Annotated in this window: 20 protein-coding genes; 16 read left to right on the top strand and 4 right to left on the bottom strand. The window is 68.7% G+C overall.

Annotated elements, in window-relative coordinates; genetic code table 11:
* The first annotated feature begins 2 nt into the window (after positions 1-2).
* Together OO71_RS42075 and OO71_RS42070 are read left to right on the top strand one after the other, a co-directional pair.
* Positions 3-1655, top strand: a complete 1653-nt coding sequence (locus OO71_RS42075) for a GMC family oxidoreductase (protein ID WP_033295666.1) — start codon at positions 3-5, stop codon at positions 1653-1655.
* Positions 1652-3166, top strand: coding sequence for an aldehyde dehydrogenase (locus tag OO71_RS42070; RefSeq protein ID WP_245633953.1), 1515 nt, complete (start codon positions 1652-1654; stop codon positions 3164-3166). Before OO71_RS42075 ends, OO71_RS42070 begins: the two co-directional genes overlap by 4 nt.
* A 55-nt stretch (positions 3167-3221) precedes the next feature.
* On the opposite strand, the gene OO71_RS42065 is transcribed toward OO71_RS42070, so the two are convergent.
* From OO71_RS42065 to OO71_RS42055, 3 genes are read right to left on the bottom strand one after another with little or no spacing between them, the layout of a single operon-like run.
* Positions 3222-4328, bottom strand: coding sequence for an acyl-CoA dehydrogenase family protein (locus tag OO71_RS42065; protein ID WP_033295665.1), 1107 nt, complete (start codon positions 4326-4328; stop codon positions 3222-3224).
* 36 nt (positions 4329-4364) lie between these two features.
* Complete coding sequence (locus OO71_RS42060) at positions 4365-5534, bottom strand: acyl-CoA dehydrogenase family protein (protein ID WP_033295664.1); 1170 nt, start codon at positions 5532-5534, stop codon at positions 4365-4367.
* A 25-nt stretch (positions 5535-5559) separates the two neighbouring features.
* The gene (locus tag OO71_RS42055) at positions 5560-6327 is read right to left on the bottom strand and encodes an SDR family NAD(P)-dependent oxidoreductase (RefSeq protein ID WP_033295663.1); all 768 of its coding nucleotides are present in this window, start codon (positions 6325-6327) and stop codon (positions 5560-5562) included.
* Between the two features lie 134 nt (positions 6328-6461).
* Here OO71_RS42055 and OO71_RS42050 point away from each other — a divergent pair, with 134 nt between their 5' ends.
* From OO71_RS42050 to OO71_RS42030, 5 genes are read left to right on the top strand one after another with little or no spacing between them, the layout of a single operon-like run.
* Positions 6462-6995 carry a MaoC/PaaZ C-terminal domain-containing protein gene (locus OO71_RS42050; protein ID WP_084145663.1) on the top strand — a complete coding sequence of 178 codons (534 nt, stop codon included), beginning with the start codon at positions 6462-6464 and terminating at the stop codon, positions 6993-6995.
* Positions 6992-7435, top strand: coding sequence for a MaoC/PaaZ C-terminal domain-containing protein (locus OO71_RS42045; RefSeq protein ID WP_033295661.1), 444 nt, complete (start codon positions 6992-6994; stop codon positions 7433-7435). The genes OO71_RS42050 and OO71_RS42045 overlap by 4 nt, the downstream gene beginning before the upstream one ends.
* A 26-nt stretch (positions 7436-7461) precedes the next feature.
* Complete coding sequence (locus tag OO71_RS42040) at positions 7462-8340, top strand: NAD(P)-dependent oxidoreductase (RefSeq protein WP_033295660.1); 879 nt, start codon at positions 7462-7464, stop codon at positions 8338-8340.
* Complete coding sequence (locus OO71_RS42035; protein ID WP_051793036.1) at positions 8340-8711, top strand: cupin domain-containing protein; 372 nt, start codon at positions 8340-8342, stop codon at positions 8709-8711. The genes OO71_RS42040 and OO71_RS42035 overlap by 1 nt, the downstream gene beginning before the upstream one ends.
* Positions 8712-8743: 32 nt before the next feature.
* Complete coding sequence (locus tag OO71_RS42030) at positions 8744-10231, top strand: aldehyde dehydrogenase family protein (RefSeq protein WP_084145661.1); 1488 nt, start codon at positions 8744-8746, stop codon at positions 10229-10231.
* A gap of 53 nt (positions 10232-10284) precedes the next feature.
* Here OO71_RS42030 and OO71_RS42025 read toward each other — a convergent pair whose 3' ends face one another.
* On the bottom strand, positions 10285-10914 hold the full coding sequence (locus OO71_RS42025; RefSeq protein ID WP_033295659.1) for a TetR/AcrR family transcriptional regulator: 630 nt from the start codon (positions 10912-10914) through the stop codon (positions 10285-10287).
* 194 nt (positions 10915-11108) lie between these two features.
* Between OO71_RS42025 and OO71_RS42020 the strand changes: the two genes are divergently transcribed.
* From OO71_RS42020 to OO71_RS41980, 9 genes are all read left to right on the top strand, one after another.
* Entirely contained in the window at positions 11109-11930 is an 822-nt protein-coding gene (locus OO71_RS42020) for a citrate/2-methylcitrate synthase (RefSeq protein ID WP_033295658.1), read from the top strand.
* Positions 11927-12943 (top strand): LLM class flavin-dependent oxidoreductase, encoded by a 1017-nt coding sequence (locus OO71_RS42015; protein WP_033295657.1) that lies wholly within the window; start codon positions 11927-11929, stop codon positions 12941-12943. The genes OO71_RS42020 and OO71_RS42015 overlap by 4 nt, the downstream gene beginning before the upstream one ends.
* 53 nt (positions 12944-12996) lie before the next feature.
* A complete protein-coding gene (locus tag OO71_RS42010; protein WP_051793031.1) occupies positions 12997-14337 on the top strand; it encodes an MmgE/PrpD family protein in 1341 nt (446 codons plus the stop codon).
* A 13-nt stretch (positions 14338-14350) separates the two neighbouring features.
* Entirely contained in the window at positions 14351-15736 is a 1386-nt protein-coding gene (locus tag OO71_RS48045; protein WP_051793030.1) for an MmgE/PrpD family protein, read from the top strand.
* Positions 15737-15770: 34 nt separating this feature from the next.
* A complete protein-coding gene (locus tag OO71_RS48040) occupies positions 15771-17159 on the top strand; it encodes an MmgE/PrpD family protein (RefSeq protein WP_084145656.1) in 1389 nt (462 codons plus the stop codon).
* 43 nt (positions 17160-17202) lie between these two features.
* Positions 17203-18117 (top strand): SDR family NAD(P)-dependent oxidoreductase, encoded by a 915-nt coding sequence (locus OO71_RS41995; protein WP_051793026.1) that lies wholly within the window; start codon positions 17203-17205, stop codon positions 18115-18117.
* Between the two features lie 27 nt (positions 18118-18144).
* Positions 18145-19563 carry an aldehyde dehydrogenase family protein gene (locus OO71_RS41990; protein ID WP_033295656.1) on the top strand — a complete coding sequence of 473 codons (1419 nt, stop codon included), beginning with the start codon at positions 18145-18147 and terminating at the stop codon, positions 19561-19563.
* 174 nt (positions 19564-19737) lie between these two features.
* Positions 19738-21150 (top strand): MFS transporter, encoded by a 1413-nt coding sequence (locus OO71_RS41985; protein WP_033295680.1) that lies wholly within the window; start codon positions 19738-19740, stop codon positions 21148-21150.
* Positions 21151-21189: 39 nt separating this feature from the next.
* Complete coding sequence (locus OO71_RS41980; protein ID WP_051793022.1) at positions 21190-22008, top strand: enoyl-CoA hydratase/isomerase family protein; 819 nt, start codon at positions 21190-21192, stop codon at positions 22006-22008.
* The last annotated feature ends 17 nt before the right edge of the window (positions 22009-22025 follow it).

The raw sequence follows: 22025 nt of genomic DNA, 5'->3' as shown, positions 1-22025 counted from the left end.
AGATGGTACTGACTGAAGACCGCGGCGGACGCGAAACCTATGACTACGTGATCGTCGGCGCCGGCACGGCGGGATGCGTGCTGGCGAACCGGCTGAGCGAGTCCCCGGACACCTCGGTGCTCTTGCTGGAGGCCGGCAGAACCGACGTCAGCCCGTTCGTCCGGCTGCCGGTCGGCTTCGTCCGCACCCCGCCGAAGACGAACTGGTCCTACGTGCCCGAACCGGACCCGTCCCGGGACGGCAGGGTCGAGGAATGGCCCGCCGGGCGGATTCTCGGCGGGTCGAGCTCGGTCAATGCCACCGGCTGGATGCGCGGCAGCCCGGCCGACTACGACGCTTGGCCGTCGTCGGAACGGACCCGGTGGGACTACGAGGCTGTGCTGCCTTACCTGCGCCGCTCCGAACGGGCCGAGAACGGCGGCGCCGGCCGGGGACGGACGGGCCGGATCCGGGTTCGCGATGCCGGTGTCGGCCACCGCCTCATCGACGCGTTCATCGAGGGAGCCGGGCAGCGCGGCCATCGGCGGCGGGAAGACATGAACCGCGGGGTGAATGACGGCGCCGGCGCCATGCAGGTCGCTCAGCGCCGCGGTTTTCGCAGCAGCTCGGCCACGGCATACCTCACCCCTGCCCGGCGACGGCGCAATCTCCGGCTGCGCACCGGGGTGACGGTCCGCCGGGTGGTGATCGACCGGGGCCGGGCAACCGGTATCGAGTACGTCGCCGGCGATCGGATCGTCACGGTCGACGTCCGGCGAGAGGTCGTGCTGGCAGCGGGAGCCATCGGCTCGCCACGCCTGCTCTTGCTTTCGGGAGCCGGCCCTGCCGACGAGTTGCGCGCCAAGGGTATCGCCGTCGTGGCCGACCTGCCTGAAGTAGGTGCCAACCTGCAGGAGCATGCTCGGGCGAGCGTCGTCTTCTCGGCGAGGATCCCGACGCTGAATCAAGACCTGAATCCGCGGGGTGTCGTCAAGCACGGCCTGGACTTCCTTCTGCGTGGCCGCGGCGCTGCCACCACCGCGCCGGCCTGCGCGGTCGTACTGGCGAAGCTGCACGAAACGAGTACCAGACCCGACTTCCAGTTCCTGTTCGCCCCGTTCGCTGTGGCACCGGCGAAACCGCAGAACGCAGCCTACGAGGGCTACCGCGACGTCACCGTTCCCACCGACCCGCGGATGACGGCTTCGGTGTGGCTCAACCACCCCCGGAGTACCGGGTCGGTCCGGTTGCGCAGCGCCGATCCGGCTGATCGGCCGGTGATCGACCACGTCATGTTCAAGGATCCCGACGACCTCGCCGATCTCGTCGCCGGGATCAGGATGGTGCGGGAAATCTTCCGTTCCGAGGCGCTCGGCCCTTACACCGGCGGTGAGATCGCCCCCGGCGACGCGATCCGCAGTGACGAGCAGCTGGGCGAGTACCTGCGGTCCAGGTCGGCGGTCGGGCACCATCCGGTGGGCACCTGCCGGATGGGTGCCGACGATCGCTCGGTCGTCGATCTCGAGTTGCGCGTCCGAGGGGTCGAGGGACTGCGGGTCGCCGACGCTTCGGTGATTCCGTCGCTGGTGAGCGGTGGTACGTATGCCCCAGTGGTCATGGTGGGTGAGCGCGCTGCCGACCTTATCCGTTCCCGAGCCGAAGGACGACAGTCGTGACGACCTCCCCTGCCCGCCACCACAGCGCAGCGCCCGCCGATCTGGAGGAGTTCGGCCTGTTCATCGACGGGCAGGTGGTGCCTGCGGCGAGCGGGGCCACCTTCCTCTCCGAGGACCCTTACCGGGAGGCGCCCTGGGCCCGGATCGCGGACGCGGGCACCGAAGACCTGGAGCGGGCCGTCGGCTCGGCGCGACGGGCGTTCGATGGGGAGTGGGGTGCCTGCACCGGTTTCGAGCGGGCGCAGGTCCTCCGGACGATCGGGGACACGATCCGGGACAACGGTGACCTGCTCGCGGATCTGGAGGTCCGGGACAACGGCAAGCTGTTGCGCGAAATGCGGGGACAGCTGGAGTCGCTGCCCCAGTATTACTACTACTTCGCCGGGCTGGCCGACAAACTCGACGGGCGGACCGTGCCCCCGCTCAACCCGGACTACTTCGCCTTCACCCGGCGCGAGCCGATCGGCGTCATCGGCGCGATCACCGCGTGGAATTCGCCCCTGTTGCTGCTCACGGTGAAACTCGCCCCCTTGCTGGCCGCGGGAAACACTTGTGTCGCAAAGCCTTCCGAGCATGCCCCGACGTCCACCCTCGTGCTCGCGCGGTTGCTGCACGAGGCCGGGCTGCCCGCGGGCGTCCTCAACGTGGTCGTGGGCTCCGATCCGATGCTCGGTGCGGCGCTGGTCGAACACCCGCAGATCGACAAGGTCGCGTTCACCGGATCGACCGCCACCGGCGCCCGGGTGTCCGGTTCGGCCGGTGCGCACCTCAAGCCGGCGACTCTCGAACTCGGCGGCAAGAGCGCTCAGATCGTCTTTTCCGATGCCGATCTGGACGCCGCCGCGAACGGAATCGTCGCCGGAGTGTTCGCCGCGGCGGGCCAGACCTGCATGGCAGGTTCGCGGCTGATCGCCCACCGCAGCATCTTCGACCGGCTGGTGTCCACCGTGGTCGAACGGGCCGAGGCCATCCGGCTGGGCGATCCAGCACAGGCGTCGACCGAGATGGGGCCGATCGCCAACCGGGCCCAGTACGACAAGGTGCTGGGGCTGCTGGAAGAAGCGGCCGCGGCAGGCGCCAAGATCGAGTGCGGCGGCGGTCCGGCGCGCGGGCAGGGCGGGTTGTTCGTGGCGCCCACGGTCCTCACGAACGTCGGCCCGGCGAGCCGGATCGTGCGGGAGGAGGTGTTCGGACCGGTGCTGAGCGCCTGTTCGTTCGATACCGAGCAGGAAGCCCTCGCGTTGGCCAACGACACCGAGTTCGGGTTGGCCAGTGCCGTGTGGACCAAGGACATCCATCGCGCCCATCGGCTCGCCGCCGGGCTGAAGGTCGGCGTGGTCTGGATCAACAGCTATCGCGTCGTGGGGCCCAACATGCCGGTCGGCGGGCGCGGGGCCAGCGGGCTCGGCGTCGAGAACGGGGTGGAAGTGATGCACGAGTACACCGCCGTCAAGTCCGTGTGGGTCGAGCTGACCGGTGGGACGCGAGACCCGTTCACCCTGGGCCATTGACCGGAGCCGGCCCCGCACCGTCCGCCGCCGCGGGGCCTGCTCCGGGCGTTCGTGCTCAGCCCGCCGGGATGAGCCCACCCTGCTCGCCGAGTCCGGTGACCAGCGCGTCGAGGTCGCCGGCTAGGCGGGCGATCACCGTGGTGCGCTTGAAATAGTGGCAGACCGGATATTCGTCGGTCATGCCGATCCCGCCGTGCAGCTGGACGGCCTCGTGCCCAATGTGCCGGGCCGACAGGTCGACCTGGATCTTGGCCGCCCGCACGGCCGCGCGCCGCCGGGCATCGGACGGGCCGTCGGCGGCGAGCCGGGCCAGCAGCGCCATCGACCGCGCCTGCTCGAGCGAGAGGTACATGTCGGCAGCTCGATGGCGCAGCACCTGGAAGGTGCCGATCGGGTGGCCGAACTGGGCCCGGCTTTTGAGGTAGCCGACCGTGAGTTCGAGCATCCGGTCCATCGCCCCGACTGCTTCGGCGCAGAGCGCAACCATCGTTGCGTCGAGCACGGTCTCGATCACTTCGGTCACGTCGGTTCCGGTTCCCAGCGCGGTGGCGACCGTGTCGTCCAGACGGATGTCGGCGCCCCGATGCCCGTCGTGCATCCGATAGGGCTGCTGGCGGGTCGCGGCGGCATCGACGAGGAACAGTCCAGGTTTCCCGTCAGGGCGATGAGCGGTGACCACGAGCACCTCGGCGCTGTCGCCACCGGTGACGGCGATCTTCTCCCCGCTCAGCCGCCAGCCGTCCGCCGCCGGGACGGCCCGAGCGACCGGCCGGGTGGCACGCTCGGTGTGCGCCCAGGCCATGAGCAGCTCGCCCCGTGTGATGCGCGGCAGCAGCAGTTCCTTCTGCGCGGCCGAACCGGCGGCCGCCACGAGTTGCCCGGCCCGCACGACCGTCGGCAGGAACGGCTCGAGCACCAGATGCCGGCCGAAGGTTTCCATCACCACGGCGATCTCGGTGAGGCCGGTCCCGGCGCCGCCGTACCTCTCGTCGACACCGAGCCCCAGCAGGCCGAGTTCCGCATAGCGCTGCCACATCTCGCGGCTCCACCCGCCCGGCGAGCCGAGCAACGCGTGCCGGGTCTCCGGGTCGTACCGCTTCCGCAGGAGGGTGTCCACAGTGGTGGCGAGCAGCTTCTGCTCGTCCGTCAGGCCGAGCTCCATGGTCGCGCCTTTCTGTCGGTCTCGGTCTCGGCCTCGTCAGAGCCCGAGGATCGCTTTGCTGATGATTTCGCGCTGGACTTCGTTGCTGCCGGCATAGATGGATGCCTTGCGCCAGTTGAAATACGTGGGTAGTGCGTCGGCGGCGCCCTCGGGCATCGGTGCGAAAGCCGCGGCACCGTTCGCGCGGCAGGCCAGCCCCATTGGCCCGACCACGTCGATCAGGAGTTCGGTCGCTCGCTGCTGCAGTTCCGTGCCGCGCAGCTTGAGCATCGACGACATCGGGTCCGGAATGCCGGGGGCCAGCGTGCTCTCCCGGTCCAGGACCCGCAGGACCGACATCTCCAGCGCGGTCGTCTCGACCTCCAGCGTGGTGAGCCGGGCACGGAAGAGCGGGTCGTCGAGGCGGGCGCCGGCAAGCCGCTTGATCCGGCCCACCCGGCTCTTGATGATGCCGATGCCGGCGTTGGCCGTGCGCTCGTTGCCCAGCAGGAACTTCGCGTACGTCCAGCCGCGGTTCTCCTCGCCGACGAGATGGTCTGCCGGGACCCGGACGTCGTCGAAGAAGACCTCGTTCACCTCGCAGCCGCCGTCGAGGAGGCGGATCGGCCGGATGGTCACTCCCGGCGACCGGAGGTCGATCAGCAGGAACGAGATGCCGCGTTGTTTGCGTACCGTGGGATCGGTTCTGGCCAGGCAGAAGATCCAATCGGCGTGCTGGGCGAGGGTGGTCCAGGTCTTCTGCCCGTTGACGACGTAGGCGGCGCCGTCCCGGACCGCGGTGGTCCGCAGCGACGCCAGGTCCGAGCCGGCGTCCGGTTCGGAGAAACCCTGCGCCCACCAGATCTCCGCGCTCGCCGTCGGCGGCAGGAACCGCCGGTGCAGCTCCGGGCTGCCGAAGTGCGCGATCACCGGCCCCACCATCGACGTGTTGAACACGATCGGTGGCGGGACGTGCGCGAGGGCCATCTCCTCGGCCCAGAGGTGCCGCTGGATCGGTGTCCAGTCCTGCCCGCCGCAGCGCACCGGCCAGTGGGGTACGGCCAGTCCGTGCTCGTTCATGATCTGCTGGCAGGTGACGATGTCGTCGCGCGTGGGTTGTTCGCCCCGTGCGGTCCGGTCCCTGATCCCGGCGGGGATCTCGGTCGTGAAGAAGGCGCGCATGTCCCGCGCGAACTCCCGTTCTTGGCTGCTCAGGACAAAATCCATGGAGGTCTCCGGTTACGGTCGCGGATCAGGTGATGAGGAAGCCGCCGTCGACGACGATGGCGGATCCGGTCATGTAGGACGAGGCGTCGCCGGCGGCGAACACGACGGCCGCGGCGCACTCCGCGCCCTCGCCGAGCCGCCGCATCGGGATGCGCCGGTCGGCCAGCCCGTCCAGGAAGCCGTCCTGGTGGGTAGCCGTCATGTCGGTCGGGAAATATCCGGGGACCACGGCGTTGACCCGGATTCCCTTGCGGCCGGTCCACTGGCCGGCCAGGTCTCTCGTCAGGCCGAGTACTGCCGCCTTGCTGGCCGAGTAGGCAGCGTGCGGCAGGCCGACGGTCGAAAGCCCGAGCACACTCCCGATGTTCACGATGCTGGCCCCGGGACCCATCCTCGCGGCGCAGGCTTTGGCCATCCAGTACGAACCCTCGAGGTTGACCTCGAGCACCGAGCGGAACTGTTCGGGAGTCTCCTTGCCAGCGGGCACCGCGGTCGCGAGTCCGGCGCAGTTGACGAGGATGTCGAGCCTGCCCAGTTCCGCCACGGTCGCGGCCGCGGCATGTTCGCAGGAATCCGGGTCCGCAACGTCGGTGACCGAGGTCGCCACTCGCCGCCCGGTTTTCCCCGCCAGCCGGGCGGTTTCGGCCAGCCGGTCGGCGCGCCGGGCGGCGAGCATGACGTCGGCGCCGGCCTCGGCGAGCGCGACGGCGATGTCCCTGCCGAGACCGGACGATGCCCCGGTGACGAGTGCGACCCGGCCGTCCAGCCGGAAACGATCGAGGATACCGGCCATTGCTGACCCCCTTCGGTGCGTCGGATGTGCCGCGGCCGGAAGACCGCACCGCGGAATCATGACATTTACCAACTCTGCAGTCGAGAGCCAACTTCACGGTTGACTAAGAATGCGGGTCCGCAGTATCGTCGCCAATGCCACATCGCGTCCGCCTCGGACACGTCACAGCGGTTCCGGCAGAGCGTTGCCGAGAGGGAGAAAAGATGCACTACGAAGAATTGGCGGCCGCAGGGGGAACGGAGTTCCGCTCACGGCGCCGCACGATCACCGAGACCGACGCCGTGACGTTCACCTGTATGACCGGGATCATGGATCCCGTCTTCACGGACGAGATCTTCGCGCAGGAGAATCTGTTCGGTGGCCGGGTGGTGCCCGGCCCGATGATCATGACGTACGCGATGGGCCTCACCGACGACCTGGGTTACAGCTCGGTGGTCGCCGCATTGGGCGTCGAGGCCCGTTTTGTCGCGCCAGTCCGCCCGAAGGACACGATCCATGTCGTGTCGCGGGTCGCGGAGGCGCGGGAGAGCAAGAGCCGGCCGGATGCGGGCATCGTGACGCTGGCGCACGACGTCCGCAACCAGGACGGCACACTCGTCCAGCAGTTCTCGAGGACTCTGCTGGTACTCAAGAAGTCCGCTGCCGAATCGCAGGAGGTGCCGTCGTGATCACCGGGTATTTCGAGGATCTCGTCGAGGGCAAGGTGCTGGAGAGCCGGGGCCGCACGGTCACCCAGGCGGACGTGGTCGGATTCGCCGGGTTGTCCGGCGATTTCCATCCTCTGCACCTGGATGTCGAGCACGCGAAGAAGGCACGCTTCGGCGAGCCGATCGCCCACGGCATGCTGACCCTGGCGATCGCCAGCGGGCTGATCGAACTGTCTCCCGAGGCAGTGCAAGCGTTCGGCGGGATGGACAAGGTACGTTTCCTGCAACCGGTGTTCTTCGGCGACACGATCCATGTGCGCAGCGAGGTCGCATCCCTCGAGCAGATGGACGACAGCTGCGGCAAGGCCGTCCTCGCCATCACCGTGCTGAACCAGCGGGACGAACCGGTGGTCGTCTTCAAGATGCGCTTGGTCGTGGGGACCCGCCCCCGTACCGCGTAGCCGAAGCCTCGACGAGAGGAAAACGCATGACACGAGTCGGTTTCATCGGCTTGGGAGCGATGGGCGGCGCACTCGCGGAGCGGCTGGTCGCCGGCGGGATTCCATTGCTGGTCCACGATCGCAGCGACGCCGCGGTCGCCCGGCTCACCGGGCTGGGCGCGGCTGCGGCAACGCTGGACGAGGTCGGTGCACAGTGCGATCCGGTCTTCGTCTGCCTGCCCCGTTCCGAGGATGTGAAAGAGGTGGTGTCGGCCGAGGGCGGGCTTGCATCGACGATGCGCTCTGGCGCGTGCGTCGTCGACATGACAACGGGTTTTCCGCCGGACGACACGGAATGTGCCGAGATCCTCGCCCGCCGGGGCATCGGCTTCGCCGACGCTCCGGTGAGTGGCGGCCCCGGCGGTGCGAGGGCGGGCACGCTGACCATCATGGTCGGCGCGTCCGCGGAGCGGTTTGCCGAGCTGTCGCCGATCCTGTCGGTGATCAGCGAAAAGGTGATCCGGGTCGGCGGGGTCGGCGCGGGGCACACGATGAAGCTGGTCAACAATCTCATCGCCGCGGCGAGCAGGCTGGCCGTGTTCGAAGGGGTGAGCCTCGCGGTGCGCAACGGGCTGGACGCCGAGACCTGCATCGAGGTGCTCAACGGGTCCACCGGGCGCAGTTACTCGACCGAGGTCACGTTCCCGCGGTTCCTGCTCCACGACGAGATCAAGGACCAGGGATTCCGGATCGACCTGATGCTCAAGGACGTCGCACTCGCGATGCGGCTCGCGCAGGAAAGCGAGACGGCGGCGGAACTGGGCGGGCTGACGGAGAAGACGCTCGAAACGGCCTTGCAGCGGTTCGGCACGGACGCCGACATGAGCAGGCTCGCCGGGCTGTACGGCAACTTCGGGAGGCAGTGATGGACAAGATCGGCTACGACGAGGTCCGCGGCGAGGAAGATCCGGCAGGCCGGTTCACCGGAACGGCCCGGCTGTCGCAGGTCGACAGCACCTGGCGCACCGACGAATCCGCGCGGCTGCTGATGGTCCAGTACGAGCCCGGTGCGCGGACCAAGTGGCACACCCACGAAGGCGACCAGATCCTCGTCGGGACCAGCGGTGAGGGCCTGGTGCAGGCCAAGGGGGAGAAGGCGGTGCCGATACGCGCGGGCGACATCGTCGTCTGCCGGGCCGGGGAGACGCACTGGCACGGCGCGGCACCCGGCTCGGCGTTCACGCACCTTGCCGTGACCCAGGGCGGGATCGACTGGCACGGACCCGTCGAGGACTGACCGCGCGGGAAAGACGAGTGGAGAGGGTTCCCATGAACGTGACCGGGGCACCGCCCCCGCGAGCGGGTGAGGCTCGCGAGCGGCACCCGATGATCGTCGGCGAGGACCGGGTCGGCGGCCCGGCGCATGCATGGCTCCAGGTGACCGATCCCGGAACCGGTGTGGTGTTCGCTGAGGTGCCGCAGGCCACTTCGGCCGATGTCGACCGTGCGGTCGAGGCCGCGCGCGAGAGTTTCGCCGACGGACGCTGGCGGCGGCAGACGCCCGACGCCCGGGCTCAGGTGCTGTGGCGGGTGGCCGAGCTCATCGACCGGCACGCGGGGGAGCTCGCCGAACTCGAAAGCCGCAACCAGGGAATGCCGCTCAGTCAAGCACGTTCGGTGTTCGTCCCGTCGGCGGCGCGGACCTTCCGCTATTACGCGGGTGCAGTGGAACGGCTGGAAGGCCGTGCGCGCGAGGTGGCTGCGCCAGGCGGCCGCAGCTTTCACGCCTACACCCGCCGTGAGCCGATCGGCGTCGCCGCGTTGATCGTTCCGTGGAACGCGCCGCTGGCGATCGCGTGCTGGAAGCTGGCGCCTGCGCTCGCGGCCGGGTGCTCGGCCGTGGTCAAACCGTCGGAGGAGACGCCGTTGACCGCGCTGCGGCTCGGCGAACTGTGCCTGGAAGCCGGGGTGCCGCCCGGGGTGGTGAACGTGCTGACCGGAACCGGTATCGAGACCGGGGCCGCGCTCGCGGAGCACCCGGAGGTCGACAAGGTGTCGTTCACCGGTTCGACCGCGGTCGGCCGGGCGATCGTCAACGCGGCCACCGGAAACCTGAAGAAAGTCACCCTGGAGCTGGGCGGCAAATCACCCGCGCTCGTGTTCGACGACGCGGACCCGGACCAGGTGATTCCCGGAATCGCAGCGGGCATCTTCAGCAATGCCGGACAGGTGTGCACCGCCGGGTCCCGGTTTCTGGTGCATCGTTCGATGCACGACCGGGTCGTCGAGGGCGTCGCGGCGATCGCGGGGAAGATGCGCGTCGGCTACTGCACCGACCCGGATGTCCAGATGGGCCCGCTCATCTCGGACCGGCATCGGCGGCGAGTGGACGGTTTCGTGCAAGGCGGGCTCGCCGCCGGTGCCGACATCGTCACCGGCGGCGGCCCGATGGGGGACGGAGGGTTCTTCTACCGGCCCACCGTCGTCGCGAATGCCCGCGCCGACATGGAGATGGTGCGCGAGGAGATCTTCGGCCCGGTGGCGACCGTGATGCCGTTCTCCGACGAACGCGAGGCCATCGAGTGGGCCAACGATTCCTCGTACGGACTCGCCGCAAGCGTCTGGAGCCGGGATATCGGGCGCGCCCACCGGGTTGCCGCGGAGCTGCGGGCCGGCCGGGTGGGCGTCAACGTCCACGCACCGCCGGAGATCACCCTTCCCACCGGAGGCTACAAGCAGTCCGGCTGGGGTCGTGAACTCGGGCCCGAGGGGCTCGAGCCGTACCTGGAGACCAAGGCTGTGGTCGCCTTGCTGTAGCCGGAGCAGCGGTGCTGGGTGGGCGCGATCAGCCGATCGCGCCCACCGTCGGCTCAAGCGAGCGTCTTGAGCAAGATGTCACACGTGGTCTCGATCAGCCGCGCGGTCGCCGCGCGGCTTGTCGTGCGTGCCCAGACCGGGGTGTAGTTGATCGCTCCGTAGATGCAATGCAGTGCGACGTTCGGGTCGTCGCTGGAGAACTCACCTGCCTCGATGCCGTCGGCGATCACGGCCCGGAACACGTCGTCGTGCTCCTTGCGCAGCCGGCGGATCAGCTTGAGGTGATCGGCGGGCCAGTCGAGGGGCTGGGTGAAGAACCGCCCCGCATCGCGGTAGTCCACGAGCAGGATCGTGAGCTGATCGACCATCAAGGCCTGCAGCCGTTCGGCCGCGCTCAGCTCCGACGTCTGCGCCGCCAGCTCGTTGAGCCGGGTGTTGACCTCCCGGCCGACGAATTCCAGCGTCGCGGCGACCAGCTCGTCCTTGCTGCCGTAGTAGTGGTAGAGCGTCGCCTTGGTCAGGTCCACCTTCTCGGCGACCGCGTCGAGGTTCATTGCGTGGTAGCCGTCCTCGTTGAGCACCGCCGCGGCGGCCATGAGGATCTCGCGCATCTTCTGGGTGCGTTTGCGGGCGACCCGGTCGGAGCGGGGTCCCGCAGCGTCCTTGGCGCGAGCCGTGGTCATGAGCTCACCTCTTTCCGGAGGTCTCGCCGAATGCATCGTCGGTGGTCGGCTCGAAGATAGCAGCAGTCGCGGCCTTCGCCGAATGGTGGTCGGGATTCAACTTGTGAGTCGATAGCCGATCGAAAGGTTGACTAAGCTGGCTGCCGGATCTATGTTGGCACCGTTGCACTCGAAGCGTCTGCCTGGAGGATCCCGTGCCTGAACAATCCTGGACGACAGCGGTCGGTGAGGTCGGCCATGGCGTGGTGAACGTGCGGGGATACCCGCTGACGGACATCATCCGCTCGCTGTCCTTCGCCGATGCGACGTTTCTGACCATTCGGGGGGAACTGCCGACGCCCGCGCAGAGCCGGACCTTCGAGGCTGCGCTCAACGGGATTCTCGAGCATGGCTTCTACGCGCCGACGACCCTTGCCGCGCGGATGGTCGCGTCGGCGGCGCCGGAGAGTGTGATCCCGGGGGTTGCGGCCGGCATGCTCACGATCGGCTCGATCACCGTCTCGCCGCAACACACCGCCGAGGTCATCGACGAGATCGAGGCTGCTGTGGTGGGCGGCAGCACGCCCGAGGCTGCGGTGGATGCCTACGTATCCCGGATGCAGGCGGCCAAGAAGCGCATGCCCGGCATCGGCCATCCCTTGCACCCGGAAGGTGACCCGCGGGCCATCGCGCTGCGGGAGGTCGCCGAGGCGAACGGGGTGTGGGGCACCCGGGCCGGGTACTACTTCGCGGCCAAGGACGAGTACCTGCGCCGCATCGGCCGGGACTTCCCGGTGAACATCGACGGCATGCTCGGCTGCGTGCTGAGTGAACTCGGCTTCCGGCCGCTGGAGATGCCTGGTATCGCGGCGATCTCCTTCATGCCCGGCATCGTCGCCCACTGCGTCGAGGAGCTGCTGGCACCGCCGACGCTCCGGGTTGCCGAGGGGGTCTACCACGGTCACGCCGAGCGCCGGCTCAACGGATCGAGCACCTTCGGCGCCGACGGAGCGCGTCGGGAGCATGCGCAGAAATGAAGGTCGGCCTGGTCATCGTCGACGAGGATCCGGCGGTGGCGGTCGAGGTCGCGAAGGCGGCCGACGCCGCCGGGATCCACTCGATCTGGAGCATCGACTACTACAACCGCAGTAGTCTGGCCCGTTCGGCGGCCTTCGCCGCCGCGACCGGCTCGGTGCTGGTCGGTACCAGCGTCACGCCGCTGTTCGCGCGGTCGCCGATTGCGCTGGCGGCGGCCGCCACGGACATCCAGTTGCTGTCGGGTGGCCGCTTCGTCCTCGGCGTGGGCAGCAGCACCCGCCGGATGAACCGCGACTGGTACGACGTCGACCTCGACCACCCGGCCCCGCGGGTCGAGGAGCGGGTGGACCTGGTCCGCAGGCTGATGGCGCATCACGGCGGTCCGTTCACCCACGAAGGCCGCTTCGACGCGGTGCATATGGCGCACTTCGAGCGGGCGGCCCCGGCGGCTCCGGCGGTGCCGATTCTCGTGGCCGGCGTGGGCGCACGGATGACCCGGGCCGCAGCGCGGAGTGCTGACGGATTCTTCGGCCACACGGTCGCGTCTGTCGCGAATCTGACGCAGCTCGCGCGGCCGATCGTGGACACCGAACTCGAGAAGCGGGGATGCGCGCGCAGCGAGTTCGCCTTCGCTTCGCAAATCGTGGCTGCCGCCGATCCGGATCCTCATGCCGCCAGGAAGCAGGCAGCAGCACAGGTCGGGTTCTACTCGACTCCCAAGGGCTACGACGCACTGTTCACCAGCGAGGTCGACGAGGCGCACCGGGTCGAGGCCAGAAATGCTTTCCTCGAGGGCGACGCCGAAGGGGTCGTCGAGGCAGGGCTCGGCCTGGTCGACGACCGCGCGGTATTCGGCCGGCCGGAGGAAGTACGCACGCAACTGGAGCGGTACGCGGACGTGCTCGACCTCGCGCTGCTTTATCCGCCGAACTTCGGCGTGGACCCGCAAGCGGTCACCAGGAACGAGTACGAGCTGATCGACGTGGCGGCGGAATGGAACCGGAGCGGGTGACCGGAGCGCGTCCGCTCGACCAGATCGTGCCAGCTCAATGAAGGGTGGTTCAGATGTCAGAGTCTCTTGCCTCGTTCATCGCCTCATTCGACGGATCGCGGCTGTCGGACGAGGTGCTCGGCAAGGCGACGACCGGCGTCATCGACGGTCTCTCGGTGATCGTCGCCGGAGCGGCGGAAGAGACCTCGGCCGCGGTGCACCGCGCCCTTGCGCGGACCGGTCAGCTCGAGGGCGAGTCGACGATCCTCGGCACCCGGCACAAGGCGGGCATGCTGGATGCTGCGTTGTGCAATGGCGTCGCCGCGCATGCCCATGACTTCGACGACGTCCTGCAGGGCCACACGACGCATCCGACCACCCATCTCCTGCCTGTGCTCCTGGCGATCGCCGAGCAGCAGAAGGTGACGGGCCGGGACTTCCTCGAGGCTTACGTGGTGGGGCTGGAGGCCGAGCTCGGTCTGGCGATCGCCATGGGACGCGCGCACTACCGGGCCGGCTGGCACTCCACCGGCACGCTCGGCACCGTCGGCGCAGTGGCCTCGGCGTGCCGGTTGTTGCGCCTGGACGAGCGGCACACCCGGCATGCGCTCGGCATCGGCTGTTCGTCGGCGGCCGGCCTGCGAATCGCGTCGGGCAGCATGGTCAAGCCGCTGCATGCCGGCCATGCGGCACGGATCGGCGTGGAGGCAGCCGTGCTCGCCGCGGAAGGTTTCACCGGCCCATCGGAGCCGTTCACCGGCCGGTTCGGCTACTACCAGGCGTTCAGCGCGGAACTGAACGACACCGTGCCGCGCTGGGAGACCGACGAGGGACGGCGGGGAACCGCGGTGAACCGGCTGTCGTTCAAGCCTTACCCGTGCTGTGGCGAAGCCACTGCCGCCGTGCAGGCCGCGATCATCATCCGCGAGGAGATCAACGCAGCCGACATCGAGCGGATCACCGTCAAGGTCTGCCCGCTGGGCCGCGAAGTGCTTCCGTTCGATCTGCCCCGCACCCCGGACGAGGCCCGCTTCAGCGCGCCGTACTGCGTGGGTGCCGCGTTCCATCAGGGGCAGCTGGGGCTCGAGGATTTCACCCACGAGGCGGTCGGGCGGGAGCAGATCGCCGACCTGGCCAAGCGCACGTCCGTCGAGGTCGATCCGGACCTGCCGGATCCTGGTGCCGAGGTGCAGGTCTGGGCAACCGATGGCCGGCACGCGACGCGCCGCATCGTCGTCCCCGAGGGCAACTACCAGATCGGTCTTCGCCGTGAGGTCGCCGTCGCGAAGTTTGCTGCCTGTACCGCGCACCTGATGGGAGCCGGCGAGGCGAAGCGGCACTTCGCCGAGCTCGAACATCTTCGCGACGGGACGAACGTGTCCGCGGTCATCCGCGCGCTCGTTCCGCAGGATTGAAGGGACGGACAGAATGCGGACCGGAACAGCTGCCGAACAGCTCGCGGAATGGGCGCTCGGCCTCGAGCTGGGCGATGTCGCCGCCGACGTCATGGAACGGATCAAGCTGCATCTTCTCGATCAGATCGGGGCGCAGATCGCTTGTCACGACCTGCCGACGGCGCAGGTGACCCGTGACTATGCCACCCGCTTCGGGCGCGAGGGCGTTTCCTCGGTCATCGGTACCGGTTTGCGGCTCGACGCCGAAGCAGCCGGTTTCGTCAACGCCACTGCCGGCCACAGTTTTGAGATCGACGACTACGGATACGGTGCGTTCGCGCACCCTGGCTGTGTCGTCGTTCCCGGCGCGCTCGCGATCGGGCAGGAGCAAGGGGCTTCGGGCAGGCAGGTCTTGCGGGCGGTCGCGGCGGGATTCGAAACCGTGATGCGGCTGTCGCTGGCCAGCATGCCGTCGATGCTGCTGGACCGGGGATTTCACGAGACCGGCGCCCACGGCGTTTTCGCGGTCGCCCTGACGACGTCGATGCTGGAAGGGCACGACCTCGACACCGCAGTGCATGCGCTGGCGGTGGCCGGTAGCCACGCCTCGGGCACGACCGAGTACGCGCAGACCGGCGGTGAGGTCAAGCGGGTCCACGCCGGGATCGGGGTGGCCGGTGGCATCCGTGCCGCCCGGCTGGCCCGGCTCGGCCTGACCGGGCCGGCGAAGATCTTCGAAGGGCGCCGGGGATTCCTGCAGGCGTTCTGCAATGACTACGACGAGAAAGCGCTCACCGAGGGGCTCGGCGAAAGGTGGTTCTTCCCGAAGCGCGCCGCACTCAAGCCGTTCGCCTCCGTCGGCCTGATCCACGCGCATTTCGCTGCGTACGACCGATTGCTGGCGGAGCACGGGTTCAAGCCGGGCGACATCGAGTCCGTCGTCCTCGGCTGCGATCCGCTGACCCTCGTACACGCCGGCGCGATCGGGCCGAAGCCCGCCGACATGGTGGCCGCGCAGTTCAGTGCCGAGTTCGGCATGGCGATGCGGATCCTCAAGGGAAGCAACAGTTTCCGGGCCTACCGGGAGCTGGAGAAGGGCGGGCTCGACGACCCGGCGACGCTCGAGCTTGCCGAGCGGGTGCGGCTCGAGCGAGATGAGGAGTGCGTCGAGAATTTCCCGGACAACCTCCTCGGCCGGGTCACGATCCGGATGAAGAACGGGGACGTGGTCAGCGCCCCGGGGTACGCATTGGGCACCCCGCGCAACCCGCTCGGCCGCGAGGGCGTCGAGGCGAAGTATCTCGACCTCGTCGAGGGACAGCTCACGCCGGAGGCCGCCCGCCGGTCGGTCGAGCTGATCATGAACCTGGAGGAACTGGCCGATGTCGGCGAACTCGTCGCGCTGCTGACCGACGCCTGACCCCATCGCCACTCATCGCGGAGGACGAACAGAAATGGCTCAGCCACCCGGAAACTCCTCGGCGGCGGAAATGCTCGGCGAATTCGCGCTGGGCCTGCGGCTCGCGGACATCGATGCGGTGACCGTCCGGCGCGTCAAGCTCCATCTGCTGGATCAGCTGGCGGCTCAGGTCAGCTGCCGGAACCTGGAGACGCCGCGTATCGCCCGTGAGTACGCGGTTCAGTACGGACGTGCGGGAACGTCGGCGGTACTCGGCACTCCGTTGCGGCTGGATGCCGAGTCCGCGGGCTTCGCCAATGGGACCGCGGGCAGCAGCTTCGAGATCGACGATTACGGCTACGGTGCTTACGCGCACCCTGGATGCGTCGTCGTTCCCGCTGCGCTGGCGGTGGCCGAGGAAACCGGGGCGAGTGGAGCGGCCACGCTGCTCGCGTTGACCGCCGGCTTCGAGACGGTGATCCGGCTGGCGGTGGCCACCACGCCTTCACTGCTCGTGGGCCGGGGTTTCCATCAAACGGGCGCGCACGGCGTGTTCGCCGCGGCATTGACCACCTGCATGCTGGAGAATGCTGACCTCGCGACGGCGGTGAACGCGCTGGCGATCGCGGGCAGCCATGCCGGCGGCACCACGGAGTACACGCAGACCGGCGGCGAGGTCAAACGCGCGCACTCCGGGATCGGTGTGGCCGGCGGGATCCGGTCCGCGCGGCTCGCCCGGCTCGGCCTCACCGGGCCACCCACCATTTTCGAGGGGAAGCGGGGTTTCCTGCAGGCGTTCTGCGACGACTTCGAGGTCGCGCCGCTGCATGAGCGGCTGGGTTCGCGCTGGTATTTCACGGAGCACGGAGCCATCAAGCCGTACGCCTCGTGCGGGCTGGTCCATCACCACTTCGCGGCGTACGACAAGCTCGTCGCGGGGGAGAGGTTCTCACCCGGCGACATCGAGTCCGTTGTGCTCGGTTGCGAGCCGCTCACCCTCGTGCACAACGGCGCCGCCGGGCCCCATCCCACCGACATCGTCGGGGCGCAGTTCAGCGCCGAATACAGCATGGCGATGCGCGTCGTGACGGGCCGCAATGACGTCGGGGCCTATCTCGACGCGGAGCGGGCGAACTTCGCGGACCCCTCGGTCGGGGCGATGGCCGATCGGGTACGCCTCGAGGCCGACCCCGAGTGCGACAAGGAAACGCCGTGCGGCCGCGTGACACTGACCCTGCGCGACGGACGCGTGCTGAGTGCACTCGGATATGCGCTCGGCAGTCCCCGCAACCCCCTGTCCGACGAGGGGGTGCTGGAGAAATACCGGGACCTGGTCGGCCGCGACTACGGCGACGAGGTCGCGCGGCGTTCCGTCGAAATGGTCATGGATCTGGAGAATCTGCCGGACCTCAGCGGGCTCACCGAGCTGTTCGCCCGTGACTGAACACGGCAGGCAAACCGAAAACGAAGCGGAAGGAACAAAGCCCATGGGCGTGCTTGACGGACAGGTTGCCGTCGTGACCGGCGGCGGCAGGGGAATCGGGCGCGGGATCGCGCACGAGCTGGCGGCGGAAGGTGCCGCGGTCGTGATCGACGATGTCTTCCGGGGCGATTCCGGCTTTGCCGCCGAGGCCGTTGCCGCCGAAATCGAGGCCACGGGCGGGCAGGCGCTGGGACTGCACGAGGACATCACGGTCGCCGACGGGGGCCGGGCACTGGTCGAGCAGAGCCTCGCGCGGTTCGGCAAGATCGACATTCTGGTGCTGTGCGCGGGAAACTACCTGACCGGCCCGTTGCACGAGATGACCGACCAGCAGTGGGACGCCACGATGAACCTGCACCTGCGCGGGCATTTCGTGCCCACCCGGGCGGTCCTGCCGCACATGCTCGAACGCAACACCGGGCGGATCGTCATGGTCGCGTCCCGCGGCGCGTTCTTCCAGGTCCCTCCGCACAAGCAGGTCGCGCGGGACGCGGCTGCTGCGGCCGCAGGCCCCAACGCCGCCTACAGCGCGGCAAAAGCCGGCATCCTCGGGCTGGCCACCACTTTGGCCTTCGAAACCTGGGATACCGGGATCACCGTGAACACGTTGCTGCCCAGCGCGACGACGCAGCTCTTCCCCGGCACTTCGCCGCGGATGGTGGGCGGTGCTCCGCCCACTTCCTCGCTGGACCCGGGTGATGTCGCGCCTGCGGTGGCGTTCTTGTGCAGCCCGGTGGCAGCCAACATCAGCGGAAAGATCATGTATGCGGCCGGCGGTGACGTCGTCTTCTTCGGCGAGCAGCTCTCGATGACCGGAAGCCGGATGGTGCGCAAGGCCGGGCGCTGGACCCAGCCTGAGCTCGCCGAGGTGCTACCACCGCTGCTCGGCGTTCCGGTCGCCGAGCCGAGCCTGGTCTGAAGAGCAACGAGGAGTGGAGCAAACCCGATGATCGAGAAGACGCAGATCTTCGTGGGTGGCACGTGGATCGATTCCACCGCCACGGAAACACTCACGGTCGTCAACCCCGCGACCGAGGAGCCGATCGCCACCATCCCCAGGGGCACGGCTGAAGACGTCGACAAGGCCGCTCGGGCGGCCGCAGCTGCTGCCGCGGGGTGGGCCGAGTCGTCGCTCGACGAGCGGGTACGGATCATCTCGGCGGCGGCACGGCTGCTCGAGGCCCGGATTCCCGAGATCACCGACACGATCGTGAGCGAGGTGGGCCATCCCCGGAAATGGGCGGAGCTCGCTCACGCGAAGGGCGCGGTGGCCGACCTGGAGGTGGTCTCCGAGTCCATCCCGGCGATCACCTGGTCGGAGAAGATCGACGGCGTCATCGATCTGGTGCGTGAGCCTGCCGGGGTCGTCGGGGCGATCACCCCGTGGAACGGTCCGCTTGCGTCCATCGCGACCAAAGCAGGAGCGGCCATTGCCGCCGGTTGCCCCGTCGTCCTGAAGGGCAGTGAATTCACGCCGCTGACGGCGTATGTGTTCGCGGAGGCGTTCGCCGAGGCCGGGTTGCCACCCGGCGTGCTCAACATGGTCACCGGCACCGGGCCCGAGGTCGGCGAGGCGATCGTCACCCATCCCGAGGTGGACATGATCTCGCTGACCGGTTCGCTCCGGGCCGGCAGGCGGATCATGGAGCTGGCCGCGCCGCGCGTGAAACGGCTCATCCTCGAACTCGGCGGCAAGTCCGCCAATGTCGTGCTCGACGACGCCGATCTCGAACTCGCGGTGAATGACGGCATCGCCGACGCGTTCCGCAACTCCGGGCAGGCCTGCGGATGTCTCACCAGGATGCTGGTACCGGAGAAAGCGGTGCGGCGGGCGGAGGAGATCGCCGCCGCCAAGGCGGCGACCTACGCCGTGGGGGATCCTTGCGACGACCGCACGACGATCGGGCCGATGGCGAACGCGGGCCAGTTCGCCCGCGTCCGGAACTACATCGGCTGGGGAGTCGAGGACGGCATGCGGGTCGTGAGCGGAGGGCTGGCCAAGCCGGACGGCGTCGACCGGGGCTACTTCGTGTGTCCCACGATCTTCACCGGTGACAACAGCATGCGGACCGCACGGGAAGAGGTCTTCGGGCCCGTGGTCACGATCATCCCCTATCGCGACGAGGACGACGCCGTCGCGATTGCCAACGACTCGGATTACGGTCTCGCCGGCGGGGTGTGGAGCGGCGATGCCGACCGTGCGCGCCGGGTCGCGCGCCGGATCCGGACGGGGCGGGTGCGGATCAACGGCGAGCCGATGAACCGGCGGGCCCCGCATGGCGGGTTCAAGCTGTCCGGCATCGGCCGGGAGTGGGGACGGTTGGGCGTCGAGCAGTTCACCGAATACAAGTCCGTGATCGGCTGAGTGTGGCAGCCCACTGTGTGGGCGATGATCTACTAGAAAGTCTATTTTCAACTCTACATTTGACTAATGTGCACCGCCGACCTACGGTGATGGCGCACATGGAACCCCGGCGGCGGAAGACCATTGTCGCCTGACATCACCGAGCACATCGGACTGGACAAAGAGGTTGCAGCGATGGCGGACAGCGAAAAGGTGGCGGAGCGGCAGTCTCCGTCCACCGGTACCCATCCCGTGCGAGGCGCAGTGAAACCGGAAGGTACACCGAATCTGCGGCGAACCGTTCTCGGCGCCGTCTCGGGAAACTTCCTCGAGCAGTACGATTTCGGGCTCTACGGCTCGATGTCCGCATTGGTTCTCGGCGCGTTGTTCTTCTCGGACGCCGGTGGCACGGCGGCGCTGTTCGCCGGGCTGAGCACGTTCGCGATCGGGTTCTTTGCGCGCCCGCTCGGCGGGGTCATCGCGGGCCACTTCGGCGACATCTACGGCCGCAAGGGCGTCCTGATCACGACGCTGGTCGCGGCCGGGATCGTCACCGCGCTGATCGGCGTGCTGCCGGTCTATGCGGCGATCGGGATCTGGGCGCCGATCCTGCTGATCAGCCTGCGCTTCCTGCAGGGTCTCGCGGTGGGTGGCGAGATGGTCGGTGCCTGGCTGATGGTGAGCGAAACGGCGCCGACGAAGCGGCGTGGTTTCTACACCAGCATGGTGCCTGCGTCGGCCGCGTTCGGGTTCATTCTCGCCAACGTCGTGATTCTCATCTGCCTCGCCGTTCCGAATGCCGAGTTCCGGTCGTGGGGCTGGCGCATCCCGTTCCTGTTCTCCATCGTGCTGGTCGCGATCGGGCTGTGGATCAGGCGCCGGGTGGAGGAGACACCTGCGTTCCGAAAACTGGTCGAGCAGGCGGAAAGCACTTCGGGCACAGAGCCGGCGAAGGTGAACTCCGCCGCGTTGCGGCACGCCTCGATGGGCGAGCGGCTGCGCCACAGCCCGTTTCTCGTTGCGGTGCGGGCGAATCCGCGGCCACTGCTCGCGATGACGGGGCTCTGCCTCGGCTTCAACGCCGCGCAGTATATCCCCATCACGTTCCTGGTCGGTTACCTCGGCTTGCATCACCAGGCGATGTACGTCGGGGTCACCGGGGTGGCGATTGCCGAACTGGTGTTCGCCGCGAGCATCATCGTGGGGGGTGCGCTGTCTGACCGGTGGGGCAGGCTGCCGTTGATCGCCGCCGGGTCGTTCGGTGTCATGGCAACGGCTTTCCCGCTGTTCGCGCTCGTCGACACCCGCCACGTCGGCCTGGTGTGGCTGGCGATGGGACTCTGCTGTGCGGTGTCCGGGCTTCTGTACTCGGCCATGTGTTCGATGACGGTCGAGGTTTTCGCGACCGGACAGCGTTACAGCGGTGGTTCCATCGCCTACCAGATCGGCGGGGCAGTCGGGGGCGGCGCGACGCCGCTGCTGGCCACCGCGCTGTTCGCCGCCACCGGCAGCACCTGGCCGATCTCGCTCGTCATGATCGCGGCGGCGCTGCTCTGCCTGGTGTCCTCGCGGTTCCTGAAGGAGACCGCGCAGCAAGAACTGGTCTAACCCTCCGGCGCACGGCAAGAAAGCGAGAGCACCCCCTCGATGAGCTACCGATTCCTCCGCTACGAACAGGTAGCGCCCGGCGTGGTGTCGGTCGTGCTCGACCGGCCCCGGTCGCTCAACGCGCTCAACCGGGGGCTGCAGCTGGAACTGGTCGCTGCCATCGAAACCGCCGAGGCCGACCCGGACGTCCGGGCGCTAGTTCTCTCCGGGGCGCCGGGGCCGGACGGCCGGTCCCACTTCTCCTCCGGGGCCGACCACAAAGAGCTGGCCGGTACCTCCGACACCCCACCCACCCGGGACGAGCTCGCTCGCGGGTTCGCGGGCATCCCGCGATCGGCGTTGCCGACCGAACCGCCGCTGCTCGAAGCGTGCACGCTGCTGGAGAACGCCGATCTGGTTTCGATCGCGGTGATCGACGGGGTGTGCACCGCAGGCGGCTTGGAACTGGCTTTGGCCTGTGACCTCAGGATCGCCGCGGACACCTGCCGGATCAGTGACCTGCATCTGGCGAACCTGGGCAACATCGGCGGGGCCGGGGTGTCGGTGCGGCTTGCCCGCACGGTGGGGCCGGCCTGGACTCTGCAGCTGATGCTGTCGGGTGAGCCGATCGACGCGGACACCGCGATGCGCATCGGTCTCGTGAACGAGGTACACCCGGCGAGTGAGCTCGTGGCCGCGGGCGTCCGGCTGGCCGAGCTGGCCGCCCGCCATCCCGCGGCGGTGGTGGCGGTCCTGAAGGGAGCGGTCGCTGCCGCCGCGGAGCTGCCGTCAGCGGTGGCCGTCCGCTACTCGTTGCTCGGCCGGGCATTGCTGCGCAGGCAGGGCGCATATGGCGACGTGGGCCGGGGAAAGCCATGAGCCAGGCCCCTGATTCC

This window comes from Amycolatopsis jejuensis (assembly GCF_000717335.1).
Taxonomy (GTDB): domain Bacteria; phylum Actinomycetota; class Actinomycetes; order Mycobacteriales; family Pseudonocardiaceae; genus Amycolatopsis; species Amycolatopsis jejuensis.
This window is presented reverse-complemented; position numbering and strand designations above follow the sequence as displayed.